At 66.7% G+C, this 21,124-nt stretch carries 23 protein-coding genes; 8 read left to right on the top strand and 15 right to left on the bottom strand.

What is annotated here, in order from left to right; all coding sequences use genetic code 11:
• From ACTHJF_RS14710 to ACTHJF_RS14770, 13 genes are all read right to left on the bottom strand, one after another.
• The coding region (locus ACTHJF_RS14710; RefSeq protein WP_440267778.1) for an ABC transporter transmembrane domain-containing protein at positions 1-1,503 on the bottom strand (1,503 nt) is incomplete at its 3' end.
• A complete protein-coding gene (locus ACTHJF_RS14715; RefSeq protein WP_431636697.1) occupies positions 1,500-1,928 on the bottom strand; it encodes an ExbD/TolR family protein in 429 nt (142 codons plus the stop codon). The genes ACTHJF_RS14710 and ACTHJF_RS14715, both read right to left, overlap by 4 nt.
• A gap of 6 nt (positions 1,929-1,934) precedes the next feature.
• Positions 1,935-2,588 carry a MotA/TolQ/ExbB proton channel family protein gene (locus tag ACTHJF_RS14720; RefSeq protein WP_431636696.1) on the bottom strand — a complete coding sequence of 218 codons (654 nt, stop codon included), beginning with the start codon at positions 2,586-2,588 and terminating at the stop codon, positions 1,935-1,937.
• A gap of 104 nt (positions 2,589-2,692) precedes the next feature.
• Positions 2,693-5,014 carry a DNA internalization-related competence protein ComEC/Rec2 gene (locus tag ACTHJF_RS14725; RefSeq protein WP_440267779.1) on the bottom strand — a complete coding sequence of 774 codons (2,322 nt, stop codon included), beginning with the start codon at positions 5,012-5,014 and terminating at the stop codon, positions 2,693-2,695.
• 112 nt (positions 5,015-5,126) lie between these two features.
• Positions 5,127-5,852 carry a lipoprotein-releasing ABC transporter ATP-binding protein LolD gene (gene lolD, locus ACTHJF_RS14730; protein WP_440267780.1) on the bottom strand — a complete coding sequence of 242 codons (726 nt, stop codon included), beginning with the start codon at positions 5,850-5,852 and terminating at the stop codon, positions 5,127-5,129.
• Positions 5,853-5,856: 4 nt separating this feature from the next.
• Positions 5,857-7,101, bottom strand: a complete 1,245-nt coding sequence (locus ACTHJF_RS14735) for a lipoprotein-releasing ABC transporter permease subunit (RefSeq protein WP_440267781.1) — start codon at positions 7,099-7,101, stop codon at positions 5,857-5,859.
• A 130-nt stretch (positions 7,102-7,231) separates the two neighbouring features.
• Positions 7,232-7,651 carry a protein YgfX gene (locus ACTHJF_RS14740; RefSeq protein WP_440267782.1) on the bottom strand — a complete coding sequence of 140 codons (420 nt, stop codon included), beginning with the start codon at positions 7,649-7,651 and terminating at the stop codon, positions 7,232-7,234.
• Positions 7,623-7,871: a succinate dehydrogenase assembly factor 2 gene (locus ACTHJF_RS14745; RefSeq protein WP_440267783.1), complete on the bottom strand. Its 249-nt coding sequence runs from the start codon at positions 7,869-7,871 to the stop codon at positions 7,623-7,625. The genes ACTHJF_RS14740 and ACTHJF_RS14745 overlap by 29 nt, the downstream gene beginning before the upstream one ends.
• 71 nt (positions 7,872-7,942) lie before the next feature.
• Positions 7,943-8,725 carry a succinate dehydrogenase iron-sulfur subunit gene (locus tag ACTHJF_RS14750; RefSeq protein WP_431636690.1) on the bottom strand — a complete coding sequence of 261 codons (783 nt, stop codon included), beginning with the start codon at positions 8,723-8,725 and terminating at the stop codon, positions 7,943-7,945.
• Between the two features lie 97 nt (positions 8,726-8,822).
• Positions 8,823-10,610 carry a succinate dehydrogenase flavoprotein subunit gene (gene sdhA / locus ACTHJF_RS14755; protein WP_440267784.1) on the bottom strand — a complete coding sequence of 596 codons (1,788 nt, stop codon included), beginning with the start codon at positions 10,608-10,610 and terminating at the stop codon, positions 8,823-8,825.
• 1 nt (position 10,611) lies between these two features.
• Positions 10,612-11,001 carry a succinate dehydrogenase, hydrophobic membrane anchor protein gene (sdhD, locus tag ACTHJF_RS14760; protein WP_440267785.1) on the bottom strand — a complete coding sequence of 130 codons (390 nt, stop codon included), beginning with the start codon at positions 10,999-11,001 and terminating at the stop codon, positions 10,612-10,614.
• Complete coding sequence (sdhC, locus tag ACTHJF_RS14765; protein WP_440267786.1) at positions 10,998-11,393, bottom strand: succinate dehydrogenase, cytochrome b556 subunit; 396 nt, start codon at positions 11,391-11,393, stop codon at positions 10,998-11,000. Before sdhC ends, sdhD begins: the two co-directional genes overlap by 4 nt.
• An 84-nt stretch (positions 11,394-11,477) precedes the next feature.
• On the bottom strand, positions 11,478-11,645 hold the full coding sequence (locus tag ACTHJF_RS14770) for a DUF1674 domain-containing protein (protein ID WP_440267787.1): 168 nt from the start codon (positions 11,643-11,645) through the stop codon (positions 11,478-11,480).
• 106 nt (positions 11,646-11,751) lie between these two features.
• Here ACTHJF_RS14770 and ygfZ point away from each other — a divergent pair, with 106 nt between their 5' ends.
• Complete coding sequence (gene ygfZ, locus ACTHJF_RS14775; protein WP_440267788.1) at positions 11,752-12,564, top strand: CAF17-like 4Fe-4S cluster assembly/insertion protein YgfZ; 813 nt, start codon at positions 11,752-11,754, stop codon at positions 12,562-12,564.
• Between the two features lie 446 nt (positions 12,565-13,010).
• A complete protein-coding gene (locus ACTHJF_RS14780) occupies positions 13,011-13,445 on the top strand; it encodes a cell wall hydrolase (protein WP_440267790.1) in 435 nt (144 codons plus the stop codon).
• Between the two features lie 71 nt (positions 13,446-13,516).
• Here the strand turns inward: ACTHJF_RS14780 and ACTHJF_RS14785 are convergent, their stop codons facing one another.
• A complete protein-coding gene (locus ACTHJF_RS14785; RefSeq protein WP_440267791.1) occupies positions 13,517-14,008 on the bottom strand; it encodes a glycine zipper 2TM domain-containing protein in 492 nt (163 codons plus the stop codon).
• Between the two features lie 11 nt (positions 14,009-14,019).
• Positions 14,020-14,589 (bottom strand): glycine zipper 2TM domain-containing protein, encoded by a 570-nt coding sequence (locus ACTHJF_RS14790; protein WP_440267792.1) that lies wholly within the window; start codon positions 14,587-14,589, stop codon positions 14,020-14,022.
• 179 nt (positions 14,590-14,768) lie between these two features.
• Here ACTHJF_RS14790 and ACTHJF_RS14795 point away from each other — a divergent pair, with 179 nt between their 5' ends.
• The 6 genes from ACTHJF_RS14795 (at position 14,769) to phaR (ending at position 21,031) form a co-directional block, all read left to right on the top strand.
• Positions 14,769-15,557, top strand: coding sequence for a TatD family hydrolase (locus ACTHJF_RS14795; protein ID WP_440267793.1), 789 nt, complete (start codon positions 14,769-14,771; stop codon positions 15,555-15,557).
• 81 nt (positions 15,558-15,638) lie between these two features.
• On the top strand, positions 15,639-16,163 hold the full coding sequence (locus tag ACTHJF_RS14800) for a MarR family winged helix-turn-helix transcriptional regulator (protein ID WP_440267794.1): 525 nt from the start codon (positions 15,639-15,641) through the stop codon (positions 16,161-16,163).
• A gap of 26 nt (positions 16,164-16,189) precedes the next feature.
• Positions 16,190-17,680: an efflux transporter outer membrane subunit gene (locus ACTHJF_RS14805; RefSeq protein WP_440267795.1), complete on the top strand. Its 1,491-nt coding sequence runs from the start codon at positions 16,190-16,192 to the stop codon at positions 17,678-17,680.
• Positions 17,667-18,872: an HlyD family secretion protein gene (locus ACTHJF_RS14810; protein WP_440267796.1), complete on the top strand. Its 1,206-nt coding sequence runs from the start codon at positions 17,667-17,669 to the stop codon at positions 18,870-18,872. Before ACTHJF_RS14805 ends, ACTHJF_RS14810 begins: the two co-directional genes overlap by 14 nt.
• An 8-nt stretch (positions 18,873-18,880) precedes the next feature.
• On the top strand, positions 18,881-20,434 hold the full coding sequence (locus tag ACTHJF_RS14815; protein WP_440267797.1) for a DHA2 family efflux MFS transporter permease subunit: 1,554 nt from the start codon (positions 18,881-18,883) through the stop codon (positions 20,432-20,434).
• A 90-nt stretch (positions 20,435-20,524) separates the two neighbouring features.
• Complete coding sequence (gene phaR, locus ACTHJF_RS14820) at positions 20,525-21,031, top strand: polyhydroxyalkanoate synthesis repressor PhaR (RefSeq protein WP_440267798.1); 507 nt, start codon at positions 20,525-20,527, stop codon at positions 21,029-21,031.
• Positions 21,032-21,124: the final 93 nt, after the last annotated feature.

Here is a 21,124-nt window from a genome sequence, read left to right on the forward strand (position 1 = left end):
CAGGATCGCACGGGCGATCGCGATGCGCTGGCGCTGGCCGCCGGACAGCATGCTGCCACCCTGCCCGATTGGACTGTGCAGCCCCTGTGGCATGCGGCGGATAAACTCCATGGCGTTGGCCGCCTCGGCTGCCGCGACGATGTCGGCTTCGCTGGCACCGGACAGTTCGCCGTAGGCGATGTTCTCGGCCACGGTGCCGTCGAACAGCACCACACTCTGCCCCACCCAGGCGATCTGCCGACGCAGCGAACCGAGCGCGTAATGAAGGTAGTTCTCGCCGTCGAGCACGATGCGCCCATCGCTCGGCTCGTAGAAACGCGGCAACAGGCTGACCAGGGTGCTCTTGCCACTGCCCGATCGGCCCACCAGCGCCGTCACCGTACCCGGCGCGCAGTGCAGATCGACCCCGCGCAACGCTTCCGACTCACTGCGCGGGTACTGCAGGCGGACGCCTTCGAACACCAGGTCGCCGAGCGTGCGGGTGAGCGCCAGCGTGCCTTCGTCGCGCTCGGGCGCCAGGTCCATCACCTCGAACAGGTCTTCCGCCGCGGACACGCCACGCTGGATGTTCGCCTGCACGTTCGCCAGCCGCTTCAGCGACGGCATCATGGCGCCCATCGCGGTAAGCACTGCGATGAACACGCCAGAGGAAATCTTGTCGATCTGCTCGGGACGGGTGCCCAGATAGACCAGCACGGCCAAGGCGAAGGCCGCCACCGTCTGGATCGCCGTGCTCGACATGGCGCTGGTGGCGGCGATCTTGAGATTCAGGCGGCGGGTGCGCTGGGTGACGTCATCGAAGCGCTGCGCCTCATGCGGCTGGCCACCGTAGATGCGCACCTCGCGATGCGCCCCCACCGACTCTTCCACCGTGCCGGTCACCGAGCCCATCGAACCCTGGATGCGCCGGCTGATCGCGCGATAGCGCTTGCTCACGACGCTGGCGATCAGCACCACCAGCGGAATCATCACCAGCAGCGCCGAGGTGAGATACGCGCTGGTGGAGATCATCACGTAGAACATGCCGATCACTGTGACGCCCTCAGTCACCGCGATCTTCACCGCATCGGTCGAGGCGGAGGCGACCTGCTCGGAGGTGTAAGTAATGCGCGAGATCTGCTGGCCCGACGGCTCGGCTCCGAAGAAGGTGGCCGGCAGGCGCAGATAGGCCGCGAAGACATCGCGCTGGATCGTCTGCACCACGCTGCGGCCGATGTAGGCGATGCCGTAGTTGCTGACGAAGGTGCCAATGCCGCGCACGGCAAAGATCGCCATGATCCAGATCGGCATCCAGAAGATCAGGTACGGATCCTTGTTTGCGAACAGCTGGTCGAACATGGGCTGGAGCAGCTTGGTGAACACCGCCAGGCCGGCGCCATCCACCGCCATGCCCACCACCGACAGCAATCCGATGCCCGCGTGACGCCGCGTGTAGCCGAGCAGGCGACCATAGACGCGCCGGGTGTGCGCGTCCCACAACGCCGGCTTTTTGCCGGCGCTCAACGCGCCGCCGCCTCGGTCGGCGTGGTGGCGATCGACAGCTTGGTGAAGCCCAGCTGGCCCAGCGCGTCCATCGCAGTGACCACGTACTGGTGCGGCGTCATCGCATCGGCGCGGATCACCACCTGGCCGTCGCGGCGGTCGCCGGCGTTCTGCTCGAGCATGCGCTTGAGCGGCTCGATGCCCTCGCCCATCACCTCGTCGCTGCCCACATAGAAGCGGCCGTCACGGTCGATCATCACCGTCAGCACGGGCTGCTGCACGTCGCGCTCTTCGGCGCTGGCCTTGGGCAGGGTCACCTGCATGCGCGAGTGCTGCACGAAGGTGGTGGTGAGCACGAAGAACATCAGCAAGGTCAGCAGCACGTCGATCAACGGGATCACGTTGATCTCGAAATCGTCGCGGCGACGGTCCGAACCGATACGCATGACGGCTTACCCGGCAGCCGGGGTGCGGCGCGCACGCGGCGCCGCAGGAGCGGTGGCGGCGCCCAGCGTCAGGTCGTCGAGCAGGGCGATGGCTTCCTTCTCCATCTCCACGCAATACCCGGTGACGCGCGAGCGGAAGTAACGGTGCAGCACGTAGGCCGGAATCGCCACCACAAGGCCGGAGGCGGTGCAGATCAGCGCTTCACCGATGCCACCGGCCATTTTCATGGGATCGCCGACGCCGCCCTTCATCACGTCCAGGAACATGCGGATCAGGCCGATCACGGTGCCGAACAGGCCGAGTAGCGGGCCGATCAGCGCGATCGTGCCGAGCGTGTTGAGGTAGCGCTCCATGCGGTGCGCCACGTGGCGGCCGGTGTCTTCCAGGCGCTCCTTGATGATCTCGCGCGAGCGGTCGCGCACGGCGAGCGCCGAGGCGAGCAGTTCGCCCAGCGGCGAGCCATTGGCCAGCGCATCGAGGTGCTGCGGATCGAGCTTGCCGCTGCGCGCCCATTCGCGCACCTCGCCGCCCAAGCCCGGCGGTAACACCGACGCGCGGCGCAATGACCAGAAGCGCTCCAGCACGATCGCCAGCGCGATCGCCGAACAGAACAGGATGGGCGCCATGGCCCAACCGCCAGCCATCAGGATTTCCAGCACGACGACTCCCGCACCAAGCAGCCAAGAACGAAGCGCGCATCATACCAGTCCACCGGCACGGTTCCGTGGGCTGCGTCCGGATGTGGACGATCGGCCGAAGCGCGCTATTTTTCGCGCCAGTAACGGCGCTGGCGACGGCGCTCACCGGCACTCACCGACACCGACCCACGCACAGGAAAATCCAGCCGGATCGCCCCGGCGCGCGCGGTGTCGCGCAGCGTCACCCCGGCATCGCGGTATCTCGCCACCACATCCGGGTGCGGATGCCCGAAGCGGTTGTGCCATCCGGCCGATACCAGCGCCAGAGAGGGATGCAGCTCCTGCACGAACGCCTCCGACGAGGACGTCTTGCTGCCGTGATGCGGCACGCTGAGCACCAGCGGCCGGCCGGCCGGAATCGCGGCGGCGACGGTCGCCTCCACCCGCCGGGTGATGTCGCCGGTGAGCAGCAGCCGGTCGCCGCCGCCGTCCACCAGCAGCACGCACGAGCGATCGTTGCCCGCGCGCTCGCCGCCGCGCGGCCCGAGGATGCGGAAGGTCACACCGTCCCAGCGCCACGCCTGCCCGGCCAGGCAGGCGTCCATCCGCACTGGCAGGCGCGCCGGTTCGCCGCTCAGGCGCAGGCGGGGCGCATAGGCATCCAGCACGGCACCGGCACCGCCGGCGTGATCGTTATCGGCGTGGCTGATCACCAGCGCGTCCAGACGGCGCACGCCCAGCGCATGCAGCGAAGGCACCACCGCGGCGGCCCCCACATCGAAGCCTAACGGATAGCGCGCGCCGGTGTCGTACAGCAGCACGTGATGCCGCGTGCGCACGGCGACAGAGAGCCCCTGCCCCACGTCGAACATCCACACTTCAAAAGCCGACACCGGAATCGGCGCCCGCATCGGCCACAGCAGCGGCAGGAACAGGAGCCCGCCCAGCCAGCGCGACGGCGTGCCGCGCGGCGCCAGCAGCCAGAGCGCGCCGACCGATGCGAGCAGCGGTGCCCACGGCGACACCGTCGGCAGATACCACGCCGCCCCGGGCAGTTCGGCCAGGCCGGCGAGCACTCGCCAAAGCTGATGCGCCACCACACTGGCCAGCCACAGCGGCGCGACCGCCAGCGGCGGACACGACAACATCAGCAGCACGCCGGACAGCGCCAGCGGTACCAGCACGAAACTCACCACCGGCACGGCAATCAGGTTCGACAGCGCGCCCAGCAGCGAAGCCTGGCCGAAGAACCACAACGTGAGCGGCAGCAACGCCACCGTCATCACCCACTGGCCTGCGGTGAGGTCGCGCAGAAAGCCCAGCAGCCCGCGCCGTGGCGCCCCAAGGCAGAACATCAGGAAGGCCACACCCACGAACGACAGCCAGAACCCCGCCGACAGCACGGCCAGCGGATCGACCAGCAGGATCGCCAGCATCGCCAGCGCCAGGCCATGCGCGGCACTGACGTGCCGCCGCCCGCTGCGGGCCACCACCACGACGGCGATCATCAAGAGCGTGCGCAGCGTGGGCAGGCCCATCCCGGCCAGCGCGCCGTAGCCGCCGGCAGCGGTCAAGGCACCCAGCGCCTGCGCCTGCAGGCGGGGCCGGCGCAGCGCCAGCGCGGGCCACAACCAGTAGAGCAGGCTCGCCAGACCTACGCCGAAGCCCGCCGCCACGCCCACGTGGAAGCCGGAGATTGCGAGCAGGTGCGACACCCCGTTGGCCCGCGCCACCGACCAGTCGTCGGCAGAGAGCGCTCGCGTGTCCCCGACAGCCAGTGCGCGCAGCAGCGCGGCGTCGTGAGGGTCAGAGACCCTCCGCTCGATACCGTCAGCCAGCGCGCCGCGGAGACGGTCGACGCAGCGTCCCTCGGTCTGCCGATGGTTCGCGCTGCTCGGGCGCACGTAGCCGTTGGCGACGATGCGACGCTCCAGCGCACTGCGCTCGCTGTCCGCGCCGCCGGGATTGATCATCCCCCTCGGCCGCTTGAGGCGGAGCCGCAGTTGCCAGGTGTCGCACGGCAGCACGGTCGGCGGATCGTCGTACCACGCGAGCCGGACACGCCCATGCAAAGTGATCGGACGTCCCGCCAGCGTGGCCGACCGCACGGCCAGAGTGAAACGGGTGCCGTCGGGGCGGACGTCCGGCAGATCGATCACTCGACCCACAGCCACCAGATCTTCGCCTTCCAGCGACGCGGGCAGCCTTGCCTGCATGGCCCAGCTGCCGTGCAACACCGCCCACCCCACACCCAGCGCCATCCATCCGATCGGCCGGCAACGGCGTCGCCACCCACCGACGATCGTTGTCGCGAAGCAGATGAGTGTGGTGGCGACCAGCCAGCCGCCGGTAGGCAGCGCGGGCCAGCACTGCACCACCAGCACGCCGAGCAGCAGCGCCACGCTGCTGGGGACTATTCCGCACCAAGCGGTGTGTCGTGGCGACATCCCTGCGCCCGTCGTCGAAAGCCAGCGACAAGGCTAGCGGTGCGGGCACGTCCGCATCAGCGACATTCGCGTAAGCGCTCGCCTCGCCGCGTGGCGGGCGAACGCCAGGTGCTCACATCTCGCGTAGCAGGGCGGCCGGATCGGTGCGCGGCTGTTCGGTAAGCACGCCGTTGTGCAGCACCAGCGTGCGGTCCATGCGCGCGGCCAGGCGGGTGTCGTGGGTGACCAGGATGAAGCTGGTGCCGATCTCGCGATTGAGTTCCAGCATCAAGGCGTAGACCTGGGCTGCATTGGCCTCGTCCAGGTTGCCGGTGGGCTCATCACCCAGCACGCAGGCCGGCCGGGTGACCAGGGCGCGAGCCACCGCACAGCGCTGACGCTCGCCGCCAGAGAGCTCGGAAGGCTTGTGCTGCAGCCGCGCCGCCAGGCCGACGCGGCCAAGCAATTCGGTCGCTTCGCGCTGGGCCTGCGCAATCGCCACGCCGCGAATAAGCAGCGGCATGCACACGTTCTCCAGCGCGGTGAACTCCGGCAGCAGGTGATGGAACTGGTAGATGAAACCCAGCGAGCGGTTGCGCACGCGGCCACGGTCGGCATCGGAGAGCGACGACAAACGATGGCCGTCCACTTCCACTTCGCCGCGGGTCATGGTGTCCAGCCCGCCGAGAATGTGCATCAGCGTGCTCTTGCCCGAGCCCGAGGCGCCCACAATCGCCGCCGTCTGTCCGCGCTTGAGCTCGAAACTCACGTCGGTAAGCACGTCGGTATGAAGATCGCCCTCGCGGTAGCTTTTGGCGATATGGCTGGCGCGCAGCACCACGTCGTTGCCTGCGTTCATCGGCTTACTCATAGCGCAGTGCCTGCGCCGGCTGCGTGCGCGAGGCGCGCCACGCGGGGTAAAGGGTGGCCAGCAACGAGAACAGGAAGGTGACCAAGGCCACCCAGCCGACGTCGGCCGGATCGAGCTTGCTGGGCACGTTGGAGATGTAATAGACGTCCGGCGACAGGAACTGCACGTGGAACACGTCCTGGATCCAGTCGACGATGGCGGGGAGTTTCCACGACAGCAGCGAGCCCAGCCCCACGCCGAAGCCGATACCGACGAAGCCCACCAGCAAACCCTGCACCATGAACATGCCCATGATGCTGCGCGGTGTGGCACCGAGGGTGCGCAGGATGGCGATGTCGGCCTGCTTGTCGGTGACCAGCATCATCAGCATCGAGATCAGGTTGATCACCGCCACCAGGATGATCAGCGAGAGGATGATGAACATCACCTTCTTCTCCATCGAGATCGCGGAGAAGAAGTTGCTGTTTTCCTGCATCCAGGTGCGCACGCTGTAGAGCTGGCCGAGCTGATCGCTCAGCTGGCGCGCCACCGTGCCGGCATTCCATAGATCGTCCAGACGCAGGCGGATGCCGGTGGGGCCAGCGAGGTCACCGAGTTTCTCTGCATCGCCCATGTTGATCAGGGCCAGGCCCGAGTCGTATTGCTGCATGCCCAGCTCGAAGATGCCGGACACGTGGAAGCCACGCACCTTGGGTACCGCACCCATCGGGGTGGCGCGCAGTTGTGGCACATAGACGATCACCCGATCGCCGACATTCACGCCCAGCTGCATCGCCAGCTCCTTGCCCAGGACGATGTTCCAGCTGCCGGACGTGAGCGAATCCCAGCGCCCCTGCACCATGTGCTTGTCGATCTCGGAGGCCTTAGGCTCCTGCGCCGGCTCGATGCCGCGCACCATGGTGCCGGTGGAGCCGTAGGTGCCCTGCAGGAACGCCTGCAGGTCCACATAGGGCGCCGCGCCGCGCACATGCGGATTGGCCTCGGCCTGCTTCACCGTGCCCTGCCAGTCGTGGATGCTCTCGCCGACGCCGGAGATGGTGGCGTGCGACACCGCGCCGAGAATGCGCGAGCGCAGCTCGTTGTCGAACCCGTTCATCACCGACATCACGGTGATCAGCGCCATCACGCTGATGCAGATGCAGATGATCGACACCGTGGAGATGAAGGAGATGAACTGGTTGCGGCGCTTGGCGCGCGTGTAGCGCAGGCCGATGAAGAGTTCGAGCGGTCGGAACATGGCAACCTGATCTGTGGAGAGCCGGCAACACCGGCCAGCGGAACATCCCTGAGCTGCAGGGCTTTGCATGGACCGCACCAGCGCGGCAGAGTGCCCGATGCCGCTGCAACCGGCAACCGGCTCGGAGGTGCTAGGGCGTCTGGCCGCCGGTCGCGGCAAGACGCATGCGCAGGCGCCGCCGCGTGTCCGGATCGCTGTTGTCCGGCAGCAGCCAGAGATCGTGGCGCCCTCCCTCGCCGGCCAGGTTGAGGACGACGCAGCCGGACAGCACCCGAAACGAGCGCAGGCTCATCGGCGCATCGCTACCGTCGGCCATCCGCACGGTCCAGCCGGACATCGGGTGCCAGCCCACCGCCGTGGGCGTCGCGCGCTGACGGCGCTGCACGAGCAATAGCAAGCCGATCAACAACAACCCGAGCAGCAGGCGCAACGACAACGCCATGCCACTGAGCAGCAGCGCCACGACCGCCAGCACCACCAGCAACCCGCGCAGGCGCTGCAGCAGCCGGGACGGCCGGTATTCAAAGCCGATGGCGGGCGCGGATGTCATCGATGATCGCCTGCCAATCTTCGCGCGGCGCGCGGGCGTGGCCCATCACCCAGTCCCACAGGTCGGGATCCTGCACGTCGAGCAACGCGTCGAACGCCAACCGGCTCGCTTCGTCCGCCGTGGCGAAACGCTCGTCCAGCCAGCCGCCGAACAGGGCGTCCAGCTCGCGGGTGCCCCGGCGGGTACGCCAGCGCAGGCGCTTGATGCGGGCTTCTTCCACGGTTCCGGTTCTCCAAAGCATGCGGGCTGCCCGGAGGCAGCCCGCAGATCCAGACACTAGCAGGCGGGCCGTCAGGCCGCGCGGCGCTGCACGATCAGCTTCTTGATCTCGGCGATCGCCTTGGCCGGGTTCAGGCCCTTCGGGCAGGTGCGCGCGCAGTTCATGATGGTGTGGCAGCGATACAGCTTGAACGGGTCTTCCAGGTCGTCCAGGCGGGCACCGGTGTCCTCGTCGCGCGAGTCGACGATCCAGCGATAGGCCTGCAACAGGATCGCCGGGCCGAGGTACTTGTCGCCGTTCCACCAATAGCTCGGGCAGCTCGTGGAGCAGCACGCGCAGAGGATGCACTCGTACAGGCCGTCCAGGTGCTTACGGTCTTCCGGCGACTGCAGGCGCTCTCGATCCGGCGCCGGGCTCTGCGTGCGCAGCCACGGCTTGATCGAGGCGAACTGGGCGTAGAAGTGGGTGAGATCCGGCACCAGATCCTTCACCACCGGCATGTGCGGCAGCGGGTAGATCTTTACGTCACCGCCGGCGCAATCGTCGATGGCCTTGGTGCAGGCCAGTGTGTTGGTGCCATCGATGTTCATCGCGCACGAACCGCAGATGCCCTCGCGGCAGGAGCGGCGCAGGGTCAGCGTGGGATCGATCTCATTCTTGATCTTCAGCAGCGCGTCCAGAACCATCGGACCGCACGCGGCCATGTCCACCTCATAGGTGTCGATGCGCGGGTTCTGGCCGTCGTCCGGCGACCAGCGGTAGATGCGGAACGTGCGCGGCTTCTTCGCGCCCTGGGCCGGGAAATGCTTGCCCGGCTGGATCTTCGAATTCTTCGGGAGGGTGAACTCTGCCATGTGCGGAACCCTTCAATCTCGTTAGGAGGGCCTGACGGCCCCAACCACCTGCGATGCGCTAACGATGCCGGCGACCAGGATCGCCGGCATCGCCAGATCAGTAGACGCGCTTCTTCGGCGGCACCACTTCGACCTCGTCGGTCATCGTGTACATGTGCACCGGGCGGAACTCGAAGCTGGTCTTGCCGGCCTCATCCACCTTGACCAGGGTGTGCTTCATCCACTCGTCGTCGTTGCGGTCCGGGAAGTCCTCGCGAGCGTGCGCGCCGCGGCTCTCCGGACGCTGCTCGGCCGAATGCATGGTCGCCACCGCCTGCGCCAGCAGGTTGGACAGCTCCAGCGTCTCGATCAGGTCGGAGTTCCACACCAGCGAGCGGTCGGAAACCTTGACGTCCTTGAACGAGTCGTAGACCTCGGAGATCTTGCGCTTGCCGTCCTTCAGCGTGTCGCCGGTACGGAACACCGCCGCGTCGCTCTGCATGGTGCGCTGCATTTCCGCGCGGATCTTCGCCGTCGGCGTGCTGCCGTTGGCGTTGCGCAGGCCGTCGAAGCGGGTCAGCGCCTTGTCCAGCACGCTCGCCGGCAGGTCCTTGTGCGAGGCGCCCGGCTGGATCACCTCAGCGCAGCGGTTCGCCACCGCGCGACCGAACACCACCAAGTCGAGCAGCGAGTTGGAGCCCAGACGGTTGGCGCCGTGGACCGATACGCACGCCGCCTCGCCGATGGCGAACAGGCCAGGCACCACCGAATCGGGGTTGCCGTCCTTCAGCTGCACCACTTCACCGTGATAGTTGGTCGGGATGCCGCCCATGTTGTAGTGCACGGTCGGCAGCACCGGGATCGGCTCCTTGGTCACGTCCACGCCGGCGAAGATGCGTGCCGATTCGGCGATGCCCGGCAGGCGCTCGTTGATGACCTCGGCGCCCAGATGCATCAGGTTGAGGTGGATGTGGTCCTTCTGCTCGCCGACGCCGCGACCCTCGCGGATCTCGATCGTCATGGCGCGGCTGACCACGTCGCGGGAGGCCAGGTCCTTCGCGTTGGGTGCGTAGCGCTCCATGAAGCGCTCGCCATCGGAGTTGGTGAGGTAGCCGCCCTCGCCGCGCACGCCCTCGGTGATCAGGCAGCCCGCGCCGTAGATGCCGGTCGGGTGGAACTGCACGAACTCCATGTCCTGCAACGGCAGGCCGGCGCGCAGCACCATGCCGCCGCCGTCGCCGGTGCAGGTGTGCGCCGAGGTGGCGCTGAAATAGGCGCGGCCGTAGCCGCCGGTCGCCAGCACCACGGCCTGGCCGCGGAAGAAGTGCAGCGTACCCTCGTTCATGTCCAGCGCCAGCACGCCGCGGCACACGCCCTCATCGTCGAAGATCAGGTCGATCGCGAAGTACTCGATGAAGAATGAGGCATCGTGCGCCAGCGCCTGCTGGTACAGCGTGTGCAAGATCGCATGGCCGGTACGGTCGGCCGCGGCGCAGGTGCGCTGCGCGGTGCCCTTGCCGTAATGCGTGGTCATGCCGCCGAACGGGCGCTGGTAGATCTTGCCCTCGGCCGTGCGCGAGAACGGCACGCCGTAGTGCTCCAGCTCGATGATCGCCGGAATCGCCTCGCGGCACATGTACTCAATGGCGTCCTGGTCACCCAGCCAGTCCGACCCTTTGATGGTGTCGTAGAAATGGAAGCGCCAGTCGTCCTCACCCATGTTGCCCAGCGCGGCGGAGATACCGCCCTGCGCCGCCACCGTGTGCGAGCGGGTCGGGAACACCTTGGTGATGCACGCGGCCTTCAGGCCCTTCTCGGCCAGGCCGAAGGTGGCGCGCAGGCCCGCGCCACCGGCGCCGACCACGATCACGTCGTACTTATGCTGTTGGATCTTGTAGCTTTCCACTTCAGGCTCCCAGAGCGATGCGCAGGACCGCCAGCACGCTCGCAAGCGCACCCAGCACCGCGAGGAACTTCACCAGCACCAGCAAGGAAACTTCCTTCCAGCGCGTGTGCACGTAATCTTCGATCACCACCTGCAAGCCGAGCACGGCGTGCCAGTACATGGTGATCACGAACGCGATCAGCAGAATCGCATTCCACGGCTTGCCCACCAACGTACGGGCGGTCTCGTAATCGGTATGCACCAGCCGCAGCACCGTGACGAGAAACCACAGCCCCAGCGCAATCAGCGCAACGGCCGTCACGCGCTGCGTCCACCAATGGCCCACGCCCGACTGCGCCGAGCCGAGCCCGCGCGCCCGCTTGATCGGGTGCCGCAGATCCTTCGCGCTCATGCCGCACCTCCGGTCGTCAGTACGTAGCCCCACACCAGCAAGGTGATCACCACGCTGCCGATCACCGACAGCCAGCTCGAACGCACGAATTGGGGAATGGCGTAGCCGGCACCGGTGTCCTGCACCAGATGACGAATGCCGTTGCACAGGTGGTACGCGAGCGCCCAGGTCCAGCCGAACAGAACCAGCAGGCCGAGGGGGCTGCCCGCACACGCCGTGAACGCAGCGAACGCGTCACTCCCCGCGGCGAGGGCCATCAGGCCCCACACGATGATCGCACCGCCCAGGGCGAGCACGATGCCGGTGGCGCGATGCAGGATGGAGGTCATCATCTGCACCTGCCACTTGTAAACCTGGAGGTGCGGTGAAAGCGGTCGTCGCGTGTCTGCCATGGCGGCTATCCTGGTGTGGAATCGCTGGGTTCCACGCCGACCATCACTAACCATCCGCACGCCGGCCACTGCCGGCGAGGCAGATCAGAAGTCGATGCAGCGACCGTTCTTTTCCCAATCGCCGTAGCGCGTGGGATCCGGCGCCGGTCGCTCCTGTGCCCCGACCGTGCCTGCAGGCTTCGCAGGCACGGGCAGCCCCGACGCCGGGGCGTTCGAAGGCTTCTCGTCGAGATGTGAGCGATTGTCGGACATGGGGTCTCTTAGCTGAACAAGAGTAATACTTGTGCCCCAGTCGGCACAACCTGACGCAGCGCCGCAGGCTTGCCTCGCCGCCCTATCACCCTTACTTGTTTCAGCCATGCCTGATCCCTCCTACACCACCGCCGAGACGCTCCTCATCGAAGGCCCGGACGCGGTTGCGTTCGCGCAGTCCCAGTTCACCGTGGCGGTCGCATCCATTGAGCCGGGCGAGTGGCGATTCGGTGCATGGCTGGATGCGCAAGGTCGCGTGCGCTACCTCTTCCATCTCGCTCGCCTCGCCCCGGATCGACTACTGCTCCTGCTGCGCGGTGGCCACGCGGATGCGATGAAGACCGAGCTATCGCGTTTCGTGTTCAGGGCGAAGCTCTCGATGCATGCCGACAACTCGCAGTCGCTTGCGACCGCCGACGCGCTGCCATTGCATCAGACGCACACGCTCGACGACGTCACGCGTGTCGGATGCGGCGACCACTCACTCGTGCTGTCGAGTGATGCCAACGCGAACACACGCTGGCATTCGCTGCAGATAGCTGCTGGATGGCCCTGGCTGCCCGAGGCGTTGCTCGGCACGTGCCTGCCGCCGGCGCTTTCGCTGCATCGCCTGCACGCCGTGAGTCTGGACAAGGGCTGCTATCCCGGCCAGGAAATCGTCGCGCGACTGCACTACCGCGGCGGCAACAAGCGACATCTGTGCCGGATCGGATTGTCGCAGCCAGTGGCCTCCGGCGCCCTGCTAGAAATCGATGGCGACGAATCCTCCATCCAACTGCTCAATGCGACATCGACCGACCGCGGCGCCGAGGCGATCGCGCTGTGCCACAGTGGATTCGCGTGCACGGACGAGCTGGTGACAGCGACACACGACGCTCAGAAAGTTACGGTGAAACGTCTCGAAACCTGGCCCGCATGACGACCGCGCAGCCACCGCGCGAATGTGAGTGCCTCGTGAATTCGGAAGCGACGGCACTTGCCTTCACGAAATCCCGCCACTAGGCTCCGCCGAACTTTTGAGCGGCCCACCACCTCGTGGACCGATGCACGCGACGAACCGGAAGATTCCGGATCGGCGCGACCCGGCAAGAACATCTGCCGGAAGGAATGACCGCCGTCCGTGGCGGAGTAGTTGCAGGCAGGACGAGAGCGATGCTCTCGACGATGTCCCAGCAGCACTGGTCAGGCTAGGCACAATCAAGCGCCCGCCCGACTCGCCACAATCCCGTGGCAAAGGCACCCAAGGCCCCAAGTTTCGGCCCGAGTGTCATTGATCCAGGTGGAACGGCCTGCCCGCCCGTCCACCGCAACGGCGCATGGATTTCGACCTCGGTCGGCCATGCGTACAGCACGTTGGAGGCAGACATGAAACTTTCCGTGTTGCTGTGGATGGCCTCCGTGCTTCCCCAACCGGTCGCCGACCAGGCTTGCCTGGCCACGACGGTCTATCTGGAGGCTCGCAGTGAGCCCACCATGGGCCAACTGGCCGTCGCCGAGGTCGCACTGCGCCGCCGCGAGCGCGGCCAGTGGGGCGATACGGTATGCAAGGTCGTCACCGCCCCCCATCAGTTCGCCACCACCACCACGCCTGGTTCGTTCGACATCACCAACATGCAAGCTTTCGCGAAGGCGTGGAAGATTGCGGGCGAATCGATGAGCAACTGGCAGCTCCCCGTAGCGGAGCGACGCCTGGTGGTACCTCACGCCGATCACTTCGCCACGCTGGCCATGGCACCGTACTGGTCAATCAACCAGAACAGCCAGACCATCGGCGAACACCGCTTTTACGCGGTCAACTGAAACAGAAAAGCCCTCCGCAAGGAGGGCTTTTCATTTGGACGTATAGACGTCCGATCAAGATGACTGAAAGATCACCGGGCGTAGATGCGCCCACCCTGAACCTCTACGTAGTCGCCTTCGCGCACACGCGGGTCCTCGGCCTGCGTAACCGTGGTGTACTCGCCACTATCCAGCCGCACCGTCACCCGCCAAGCCACGTCGCTTCCGCCATGGGCATTGGCCACCTTGTTACCAACCACGCCACCAGCCACTGCGCCAGCCACGGTAGCCGCCTTGCGGCCATCGCCCTTGCCGATCTGGTTACCCAGGACGCCGCCGGCCACCGCGCCGATCACCGCACCGAGCGTGCCGTTACTCTTGCGCTCGACGTACACCTGCTGCACCTCCTTGACCACGCCGCAGCTGCTGCAACGGGCCGGACCGCGGTTGTCGTAGCCGTAGGCCGGCTGCGACGGACGGCTATAGCCGCCGTTGCCGTACGGCGCGGTCTCACATCCTGCCAGAGCCAGCGTGGCTGCTAGCACCGTGGAAACGAACATCGTCTTGCCAGTTGCGATAGCCATGAGGCCTCCTCTTAGCGAGCGTCGGAAACGGCGGTGACACCTTCCTGCACCTGCACTCGGTCACCCGGGTCGTGGTCCATGCGGACGGTACGGGTCACGCCGTTGTATTCGTAGCGGACGTCGTAGCCGACCAGCTTGGTGCTGGAATTGTTCACCGTGCTGCAGCGGCGCTCCACCGACGAGGTGGTGTTGGCGTGCTGGCGGCTCTGTTCGATCTTCTTGCCCGCGTAGCCACCACCGACCGCGCCGGCGACCGTAGCGAGCGTTTTTCCTTTACCGCCACCGATCTGATTACCCAATACGCCGCCGACGACCGCGCCAATGGCCGTACCGGCAATCTGGTGTTGATCCTTGGGCGGCGTGGTGGTGTTGACCACCTCGTCGTGGCACACCTGCTTGGGCGTGTTGACGGTCTCGCGGACCGGATCCACGCTGACCACCTTCGCATACTTCGGCCCATTGGCCGCAGCGTCGCCAGCCAGGCCAGCGTCTGCACTTGCATCGCGGTTGCATCCCGCCACACCCGCCGCCAACGCAGCAGCCACCCCCACATGAAGCACGTTGACCATCAGCCGATTCATCATGACTCTCCTCGTTAGAATCCCTGCGAGGTGACGCGAGCTGCGCCCCTTCGCGTTTCGCTCGACCATTGAAACCCTGCGTAACTGAATACGACCTAGCTCTTTCCCCTCACTTTGTCTTCACGTGACGCGCGACACGCCACGCGAACCGCCCAGCCAATCGGCGCAGACTTCCGACCATGCCCACCCTCGTAGACAGCCACCTGCACCTGGACGACGCGCGCTTCGACATTGACCGCGAACAGGTCATCGAGCGTGCGCGCCAGCATGGTGTGCGATCCATGGTTGTCCCGGCAATCCGTCGCCGCAGCTGGGACGCGATCGCGGCACTGTCACACGACCACACTGACGTGTTTCCCGCTTACGGCCTGCATCCGATGTTCCAGGCGGAGCATCGGCCGGAGCACCTCGATGCACTGCCGGGCTGGCTCGCGGCGCATCCGGCCGTTGCGGTCGGCGAGATCGGACTGGACTTCTTGGCCAGGGAGATCGATCGCGAATCCCAGCAAAGATATTTCACGTGGCAGCTGGCAATCGCCAGCGAGCATGGGCTGCCAGTCATCATCCATGCGCGACGCGCGGTGGAGGAAGTGATCCTCGCGGTGCGCCGGCAGCCGGGCCTGCGCGGCGTCGTGCACAGCTTTTCAGGCAGTGCGGAACAGGCGCGGCAGCTGTTCGACCTGGGTTTCCTGCTCGGCCTTGGCGGGCCGCTGACCTACCCCGGTGCGAACCGCCTGCATCGCCTCTTGGCGAGCATGCCGCTCGATCATCTTCTGCTGGAGAGTGACGCCCCCGATCAGCCCGGGATCGAACACCGCGGCCAGCGTAACGAACCGGCGTGGGTGAGCGACACGCTGGCACATGTCGCGGAGCTTCGAGACGAAAGCGAGGCGGCGATAGCGGCAGCAACCTCGGCTAACGCGGAAAAGCTGTTCCAACTGCAGGCGTATCGCAGCAGACGCACCTGAGGGCATTCGTAGTGCCCGCTTGCGGCAAGCCTGTGCCGCTTGCTATCGTTTTAGTTCATCAATGAAATATGAGCTGATGAAATGGCGCTGCTGTGCAAGTGCATCGCGATGATGGATCAGGGGATCGATCGTCTCGGCGATGCGATCCCCGAGATGCCCGCGGAGAAGGCCAAGCTCAGCCGCTTGATGCTGATGGTGGGCGGCCGCCTGCAGGAGGAGCTCGAGCTCACCCTCAAGCCGCACAAGCTCAACCACAGCGAGTTCCTCACGTTGATGATCCTCTACAGCAGCCCCGACGGCAGTTCCACGCCAGGGGAGCTGTGCGAGTACACCTCACAGGGCGCCACCAACATGACCCGCATCGGCAATGCGCTGGTCAAACGCGGGCTGGTCGTGCGCACCGCTGGCGAAGATGACCGCCGTCGCGTGCACATCCGGATCACCAGCGCTGGAAAACGCTTTGTGCAGAAAATGCTGCCCACGCTGTTTCCCCGCGTCAGCGCCATGTTCGACGGCTTCACCGATCTGGATCGGCGGCACCTGGGCCGGCTCCTGCGCAAGCTGGCGGACAACCTCGATCAGCTGGACGAGCCCCCCACACCATGAATAAGGTTCCGACGAGGCCCATCTCGATGAAGCACGCCCCGCTCCCTGGGCGCACCCTGCTGATGGCCACGCTGACGCTGGCCCTCGCCGCGTGCGCCATCCCGCCCCACAAGCTCGACCACCCCGTTCTTCGCGACGATGTCCCGCTGGCAGGGCTCCAGGTTGGGGAGCGAGCCGGCTGGCCCGCTGCCGACTGGTGGAAGACCTACGGCGACGATCAACTAAACCAGTTGATCGAGCTGGCGCTGCGCCAGGCGCCGGATCTGGCCATCGCGCAGAGCCGCCTCGGCAGCGCCGAGCAATCGATTCGCGCCGCCGCGGCGCAGGCGGGCCTCAACATAAACGGCAACGCTCAGGTCTCGCGCCAGCGGCTGAGCGAGCACGGACTGATCCCGAGCCGATTCCTCGGCTTCACCTGGTACAACCAGGCCGACCTCGGCGTGCAGCTGCAGTACGACTTCGACTGGTGGGGCAAGACGCGGGCCGCCGTCGAGGCGGCGCTCGATCAGGCGCATGCCGCCGAAGCCCAGCGTAGCGCCGCCGCGTTGGCGATCGAGTACGCGGTGGCCGATACGTACTTCGGCTGGCAGGCCGACCGCGCACGCCTGGCGCTGGCCGACCAGACACTGGCCGTGCAGAAGCGCCTGGCCGACATCGCCGAGCTGCGGGTGCGCCAGGGCGTCGACCTGCCGGACGAAGCATCGCGGGCACAAGCGCAGCTGGCCGCCGTGCGCGAGATGCGCGCGGCGATCTCCAGCTCCGGGCAGATCCGCCTGGCGGCGTTGGCCTCGCTGGTCGGGGTTGCACCCGCTGAACTCCCGAAACTGACACCGCGTCCGCTGCCCGAGGTATCCGGCGGCTTGCCCGCCGGCGCCAGCCTCGATCTGGTGGCACGCCGACCCGACATCGCGGCCAGCCGCTGGCAGGTCGAGGCGGCGTTGAAGCAGACCGACGTCGCCCGCGCGCAGTTCCTGCCGGATCTGAGCATCAGTGCGCTGGCGGGGTTGTCCAGCATCGATCTGGGCCAGCTGTTCACGGCCAGCAGTCGCACCTTCTCGCTCACTCCCGCGCTGCACTTGCCGCTGTTCAACAGCGGCCTGCTGCAGGCCAACTACGGGCTGAGCAAGGCGCAACTCGACAGCGCCGTAGCGCAATACAACAGCGTGGTGCTGCAGGCCGCGCGTGACGTGGCCACCCAAGCCCTCACTGCACAGATGCTGGCCGAGCGCCGCACCCAGCAGGAGGCGCAACTGGCGGCCGACGAACGCCTGCTCGCCGCAGCCAAGGCGCGTGCCGCCCAGGGTGTGCGCGACGCCCGCGAATCGCTCGCCGCCCGCGCGCAGTTGCTGCAGCAGCACGACGCCGCGGTGCAGTTGCAAGCGCAAGCCGTGAGCACCGACCTGGCCCTGATCAAGGCCCTGGGCGGCGGCTACCGCATGCCCTCGCCCACCGCCGCACCCCGTGCCCCTTCGCCTTCCCACGCAACCGCCGGAGCTTCTGCCGATGAGCGCCACTGAGTCCACCGCCAAGTCCACGACGGCCGACACCCAGGACAGCGGCATGGCCGCCAAGAACCCGGCCAAGCGCCGCCGCGCATTGATCATCGTTGCGGGCATCTTCGTGCTGATCGCCGCGGGTTGGCTGCTGCTCTGGCTGCTGGTGCTGTCCCGCCGCGAGAAAACCGACAACGCGTATGTTGGCGGCAACCAGGTCGCCATTTCGGCCCAGGTGCCGGGAACCGTGGTGGCGATCATGGCCGACGACACGCAGCGGGTAGAGGCCGGCCAGGTGCTGGTGAAACTCGATGGCACCGATGCCGACGTCCGCCTGCAGCAGGCACGCAGTGCACTGGCCCAGGCCGTGCGCGGGGTTCGCCAGCAGACCGACAGCGCCACCGGCGCCGAGGCCCAGGTGGCCGCGCGTCGGCTCGAGCTGAGCAAGGCCGAGGCCGATCTCAAGCGCCGCCTGCCGCTGATCGCGGCGAAAGCCGAGTCGCCGGAGATCATCCAACACCTGCGCGATGGCGTGGCGCAGGCACGCGCGGCACTGGACGCGGCCGAGGCGCAGGCATCGGCTGCACGGGCCGCCGTGGAAGGCACCGATGTGGCGCGCAACCCGGCGGTGATGCAAGCACGCGCGAACTTCCGTGCTGCCTGGGTCGCCGCCCAACGCAACGCGATCTACGCACCGGTGTCGGGCTATGTCGCGCAGCGCAGCGTGCAGCTGGGCAATAGCGTGCAGCCCGGCCAGCAGCTGATGACCGTGGTGCCGTTGCACGATCTTTGGATCGACGCGAATTTCAAGGAGAGCCAGCTGCGCCACATCCGGCTGGGCCAACCGGTGAAGATCGAGGCGGACATCTACGGCGGCGACGCCGAATACCACGGCAAGGTGGCCGGTATCGGCGCCGGTACCGGCAGTGTGTTCTCACTGCTGCCGGCGCAGAACGCTACCGGCAATTGGATCAAGGTGGTGCAGCGCGTCCCGGTGCGCATCACGCTGGACAACGCCGAACTGGACAAGCACCCGCTGCGCATCGGCCTGTCGGCCGACGTGACGGTGGACATCAGCAACGACAACGGTGAGGTGCTGGCCAAGGCGGCTGCCGCCCAGCCGGTCGCCAGCACCGATGTCTACGACCAGATGGCGGCCAAGGCCGATGTCGAGGCGGACCGCATCATCGCGGCCAACCTTCCCGCGAAGCGCTGAGTCGCCCCATGGCCGCCACGCCGAACGACGCCGCACCGCTGAAGCCCCTGCAAGGTGGCGCGCTGGTACTGCTGACCGCCGCCGTCGCGTTGAGCACCTTCATGGAGGTGCTGGACATGACCATCGTCAACGTGGCGGTGCCGCACATTGCCGGCAGCCTGGGCGTGAGCCCCAGCGAAGGCACCTGGACGATCAGCTCCTACGCCCTGGCCAGCGCGATCATGCAGCCGCTCACCGGCTGGCTGGCCAAGCGCTTCGGCGAGGTGCGCACCTTCGTCGCCTCGGTCATGCTGTTCGTGGTGTTCTCGATGATGTGCGGACTGGCCACGTCGATGCCGATGCTGGTGATCGCGCGGCTGATGCAGGGCGCGGGCTCCGGCCCGATGGTGGCGCTGTCGATGACCCTGCTGCTTTCCAGCTACCCCAAGGAGAAGCAGGGCATCGCGCTGGCGCTATGGGCCATGACGGTGGTGGTGGCGCCAATCTTCGGGCCTATCCTCGGCGGCTGGCTCACCGACAACTTCTCCTGGCCGTGGATCTTCTACATCAACCTGCCGGTGGGCCTGGCCGCGGCGGTAATCACCTGGGCGCTGCTGCACAAGCGCGAAACCAAGACCTTCAACATGCCGATCGACGTGATCGGCCTGGTGCTGCTGGTGGTGGGCGTCGGCGCGCTGCAGTTCATGCTGGACAACGGCAACGACCACGACTGGTTCTCCTCGCCGATGATCACCACGCTGGGCATCATCGCGCTGGTCTGCCTCACCTTCCTGGTGGTGTGGGAGTTGCACGCCAAGCACCCGGTAGTCGACCTGTCGCTGTTTCGCCAGCGCAACTTCACCGTGGGCGTAACCGGCCTGTCGCTGGGCATGATGGCGTTCTTCGGAATCAACGTGGTGTTCCCGCTATGGCTGCAGACCACGCTGGGCTACACCGCCACCTGGGCCGGGCTGGCGACGGCGCCCGTGGGCATCCTCGCCTTCCTGGTCGCGCCGATTCTGGGGCGCAACCTGCACCGGCTCGACTTGCGTGCGGTGGTCACATTCGCCTTCGTGATGTTCGCGATCACCTCGTACTGGTTCTCCACCTTTGACAGCGGCGCCTCGTTCTCCACCCTGGTGCTGCCGCGCTTCGTGATGGGCATCGCCATCCCCTGCTTCTTCATTCCACTGAACCAGGTCTACCTCTCGGGCCTGCCGGCTTCGGAAATCGCCAGCGCCTCGGGGCTGGCCAATTTCTGCCGTACGCTGGGTTCCAGCGTATCCACCGCGCTCTCGGTGACGCTGTGGCAGCACCGCGGTGAGTTCCACCACGCCACCCTGACCGAAAGCATCACCCCGGCCCATCCGGCCACCACCACGTTCCTGCAGCAGCTGTCGCATGCCGGACTGCCGGCGACCAAGGGGCTGGGCGTAGTCGACCAACTGCTCACCCGCGAAGCGCTGACCCTGGCGGTGAATGACGTGTTCTGGGGCTGCGCGGTGCTGTTCGTGGCGCTGATCCCGGTGTTGTGGCTGGCCAAGCCACCCTTCGGCAGTGCCGGCGGCGCCGTAGGTCATTGATCCGGCGGGTGGCTCGGGGCGATTTTGCTGCACTCCGGCGTGCAGCATTGCGACTGGTGCAGCGCAATACCTTCTGCTAGTTTCCGCCGCATGGCACAAACACTCCGCATCATCAAGAAGTATCCGAACCGTCGGCTCTACGACACGGAAATCTCCAGCTACATCACGCTGGAAGAGATCCGCCAGCTGGTGCTGGACGGCGAAACCTTCGAAGTTCGCGACGCCAAGAGCGGTGAGGATCTCACCCGCTCGGTGCTGCTGCAGATCATCTCCGAGCACGAGGAGAAGGGGCAGCCGATGCTGTCGCCGCAGTTGCTGAGCCAGATCATCCGGTTCTACGGCGACTCGCTGCAGGGCTTCATGGGCCCTTATCTGGAGCGCAGCCTGCAGGTCTTCCTCGACCAGCAGCAGCAGTTCCGCACGCAGCTCAACAGCCTGATGGGGCAGACCCCCTGGTCGATGCTCAACGATCTCACCGAGCGCAACATGGATGCGTGGAAGTCGATGCAGCGCGGCTTTCTCGATGCGGCATCGCAAGCCAAGCCGGCCGCCGCGCCCGCAACTGGCAGCACCGGCCGCAGCGGCAAGAAATCCTGATCCTGCCGGAGCGGCGGCACCGCCGCTCCGCGCCCTCTCCCCTTCAGCGGTCGCTGCGGCACAGCACGTGCTGCCGTGCCGCATGACGAGTAG

Source organism: Dyella sp. (assembly GCF_051962475.1).
Classification (GTDB): Bacteria; Pseudomonadota; Gammaproteobacteria; order Xanthomonadales; family Rhodanobacteraceae; genus Dyella_A.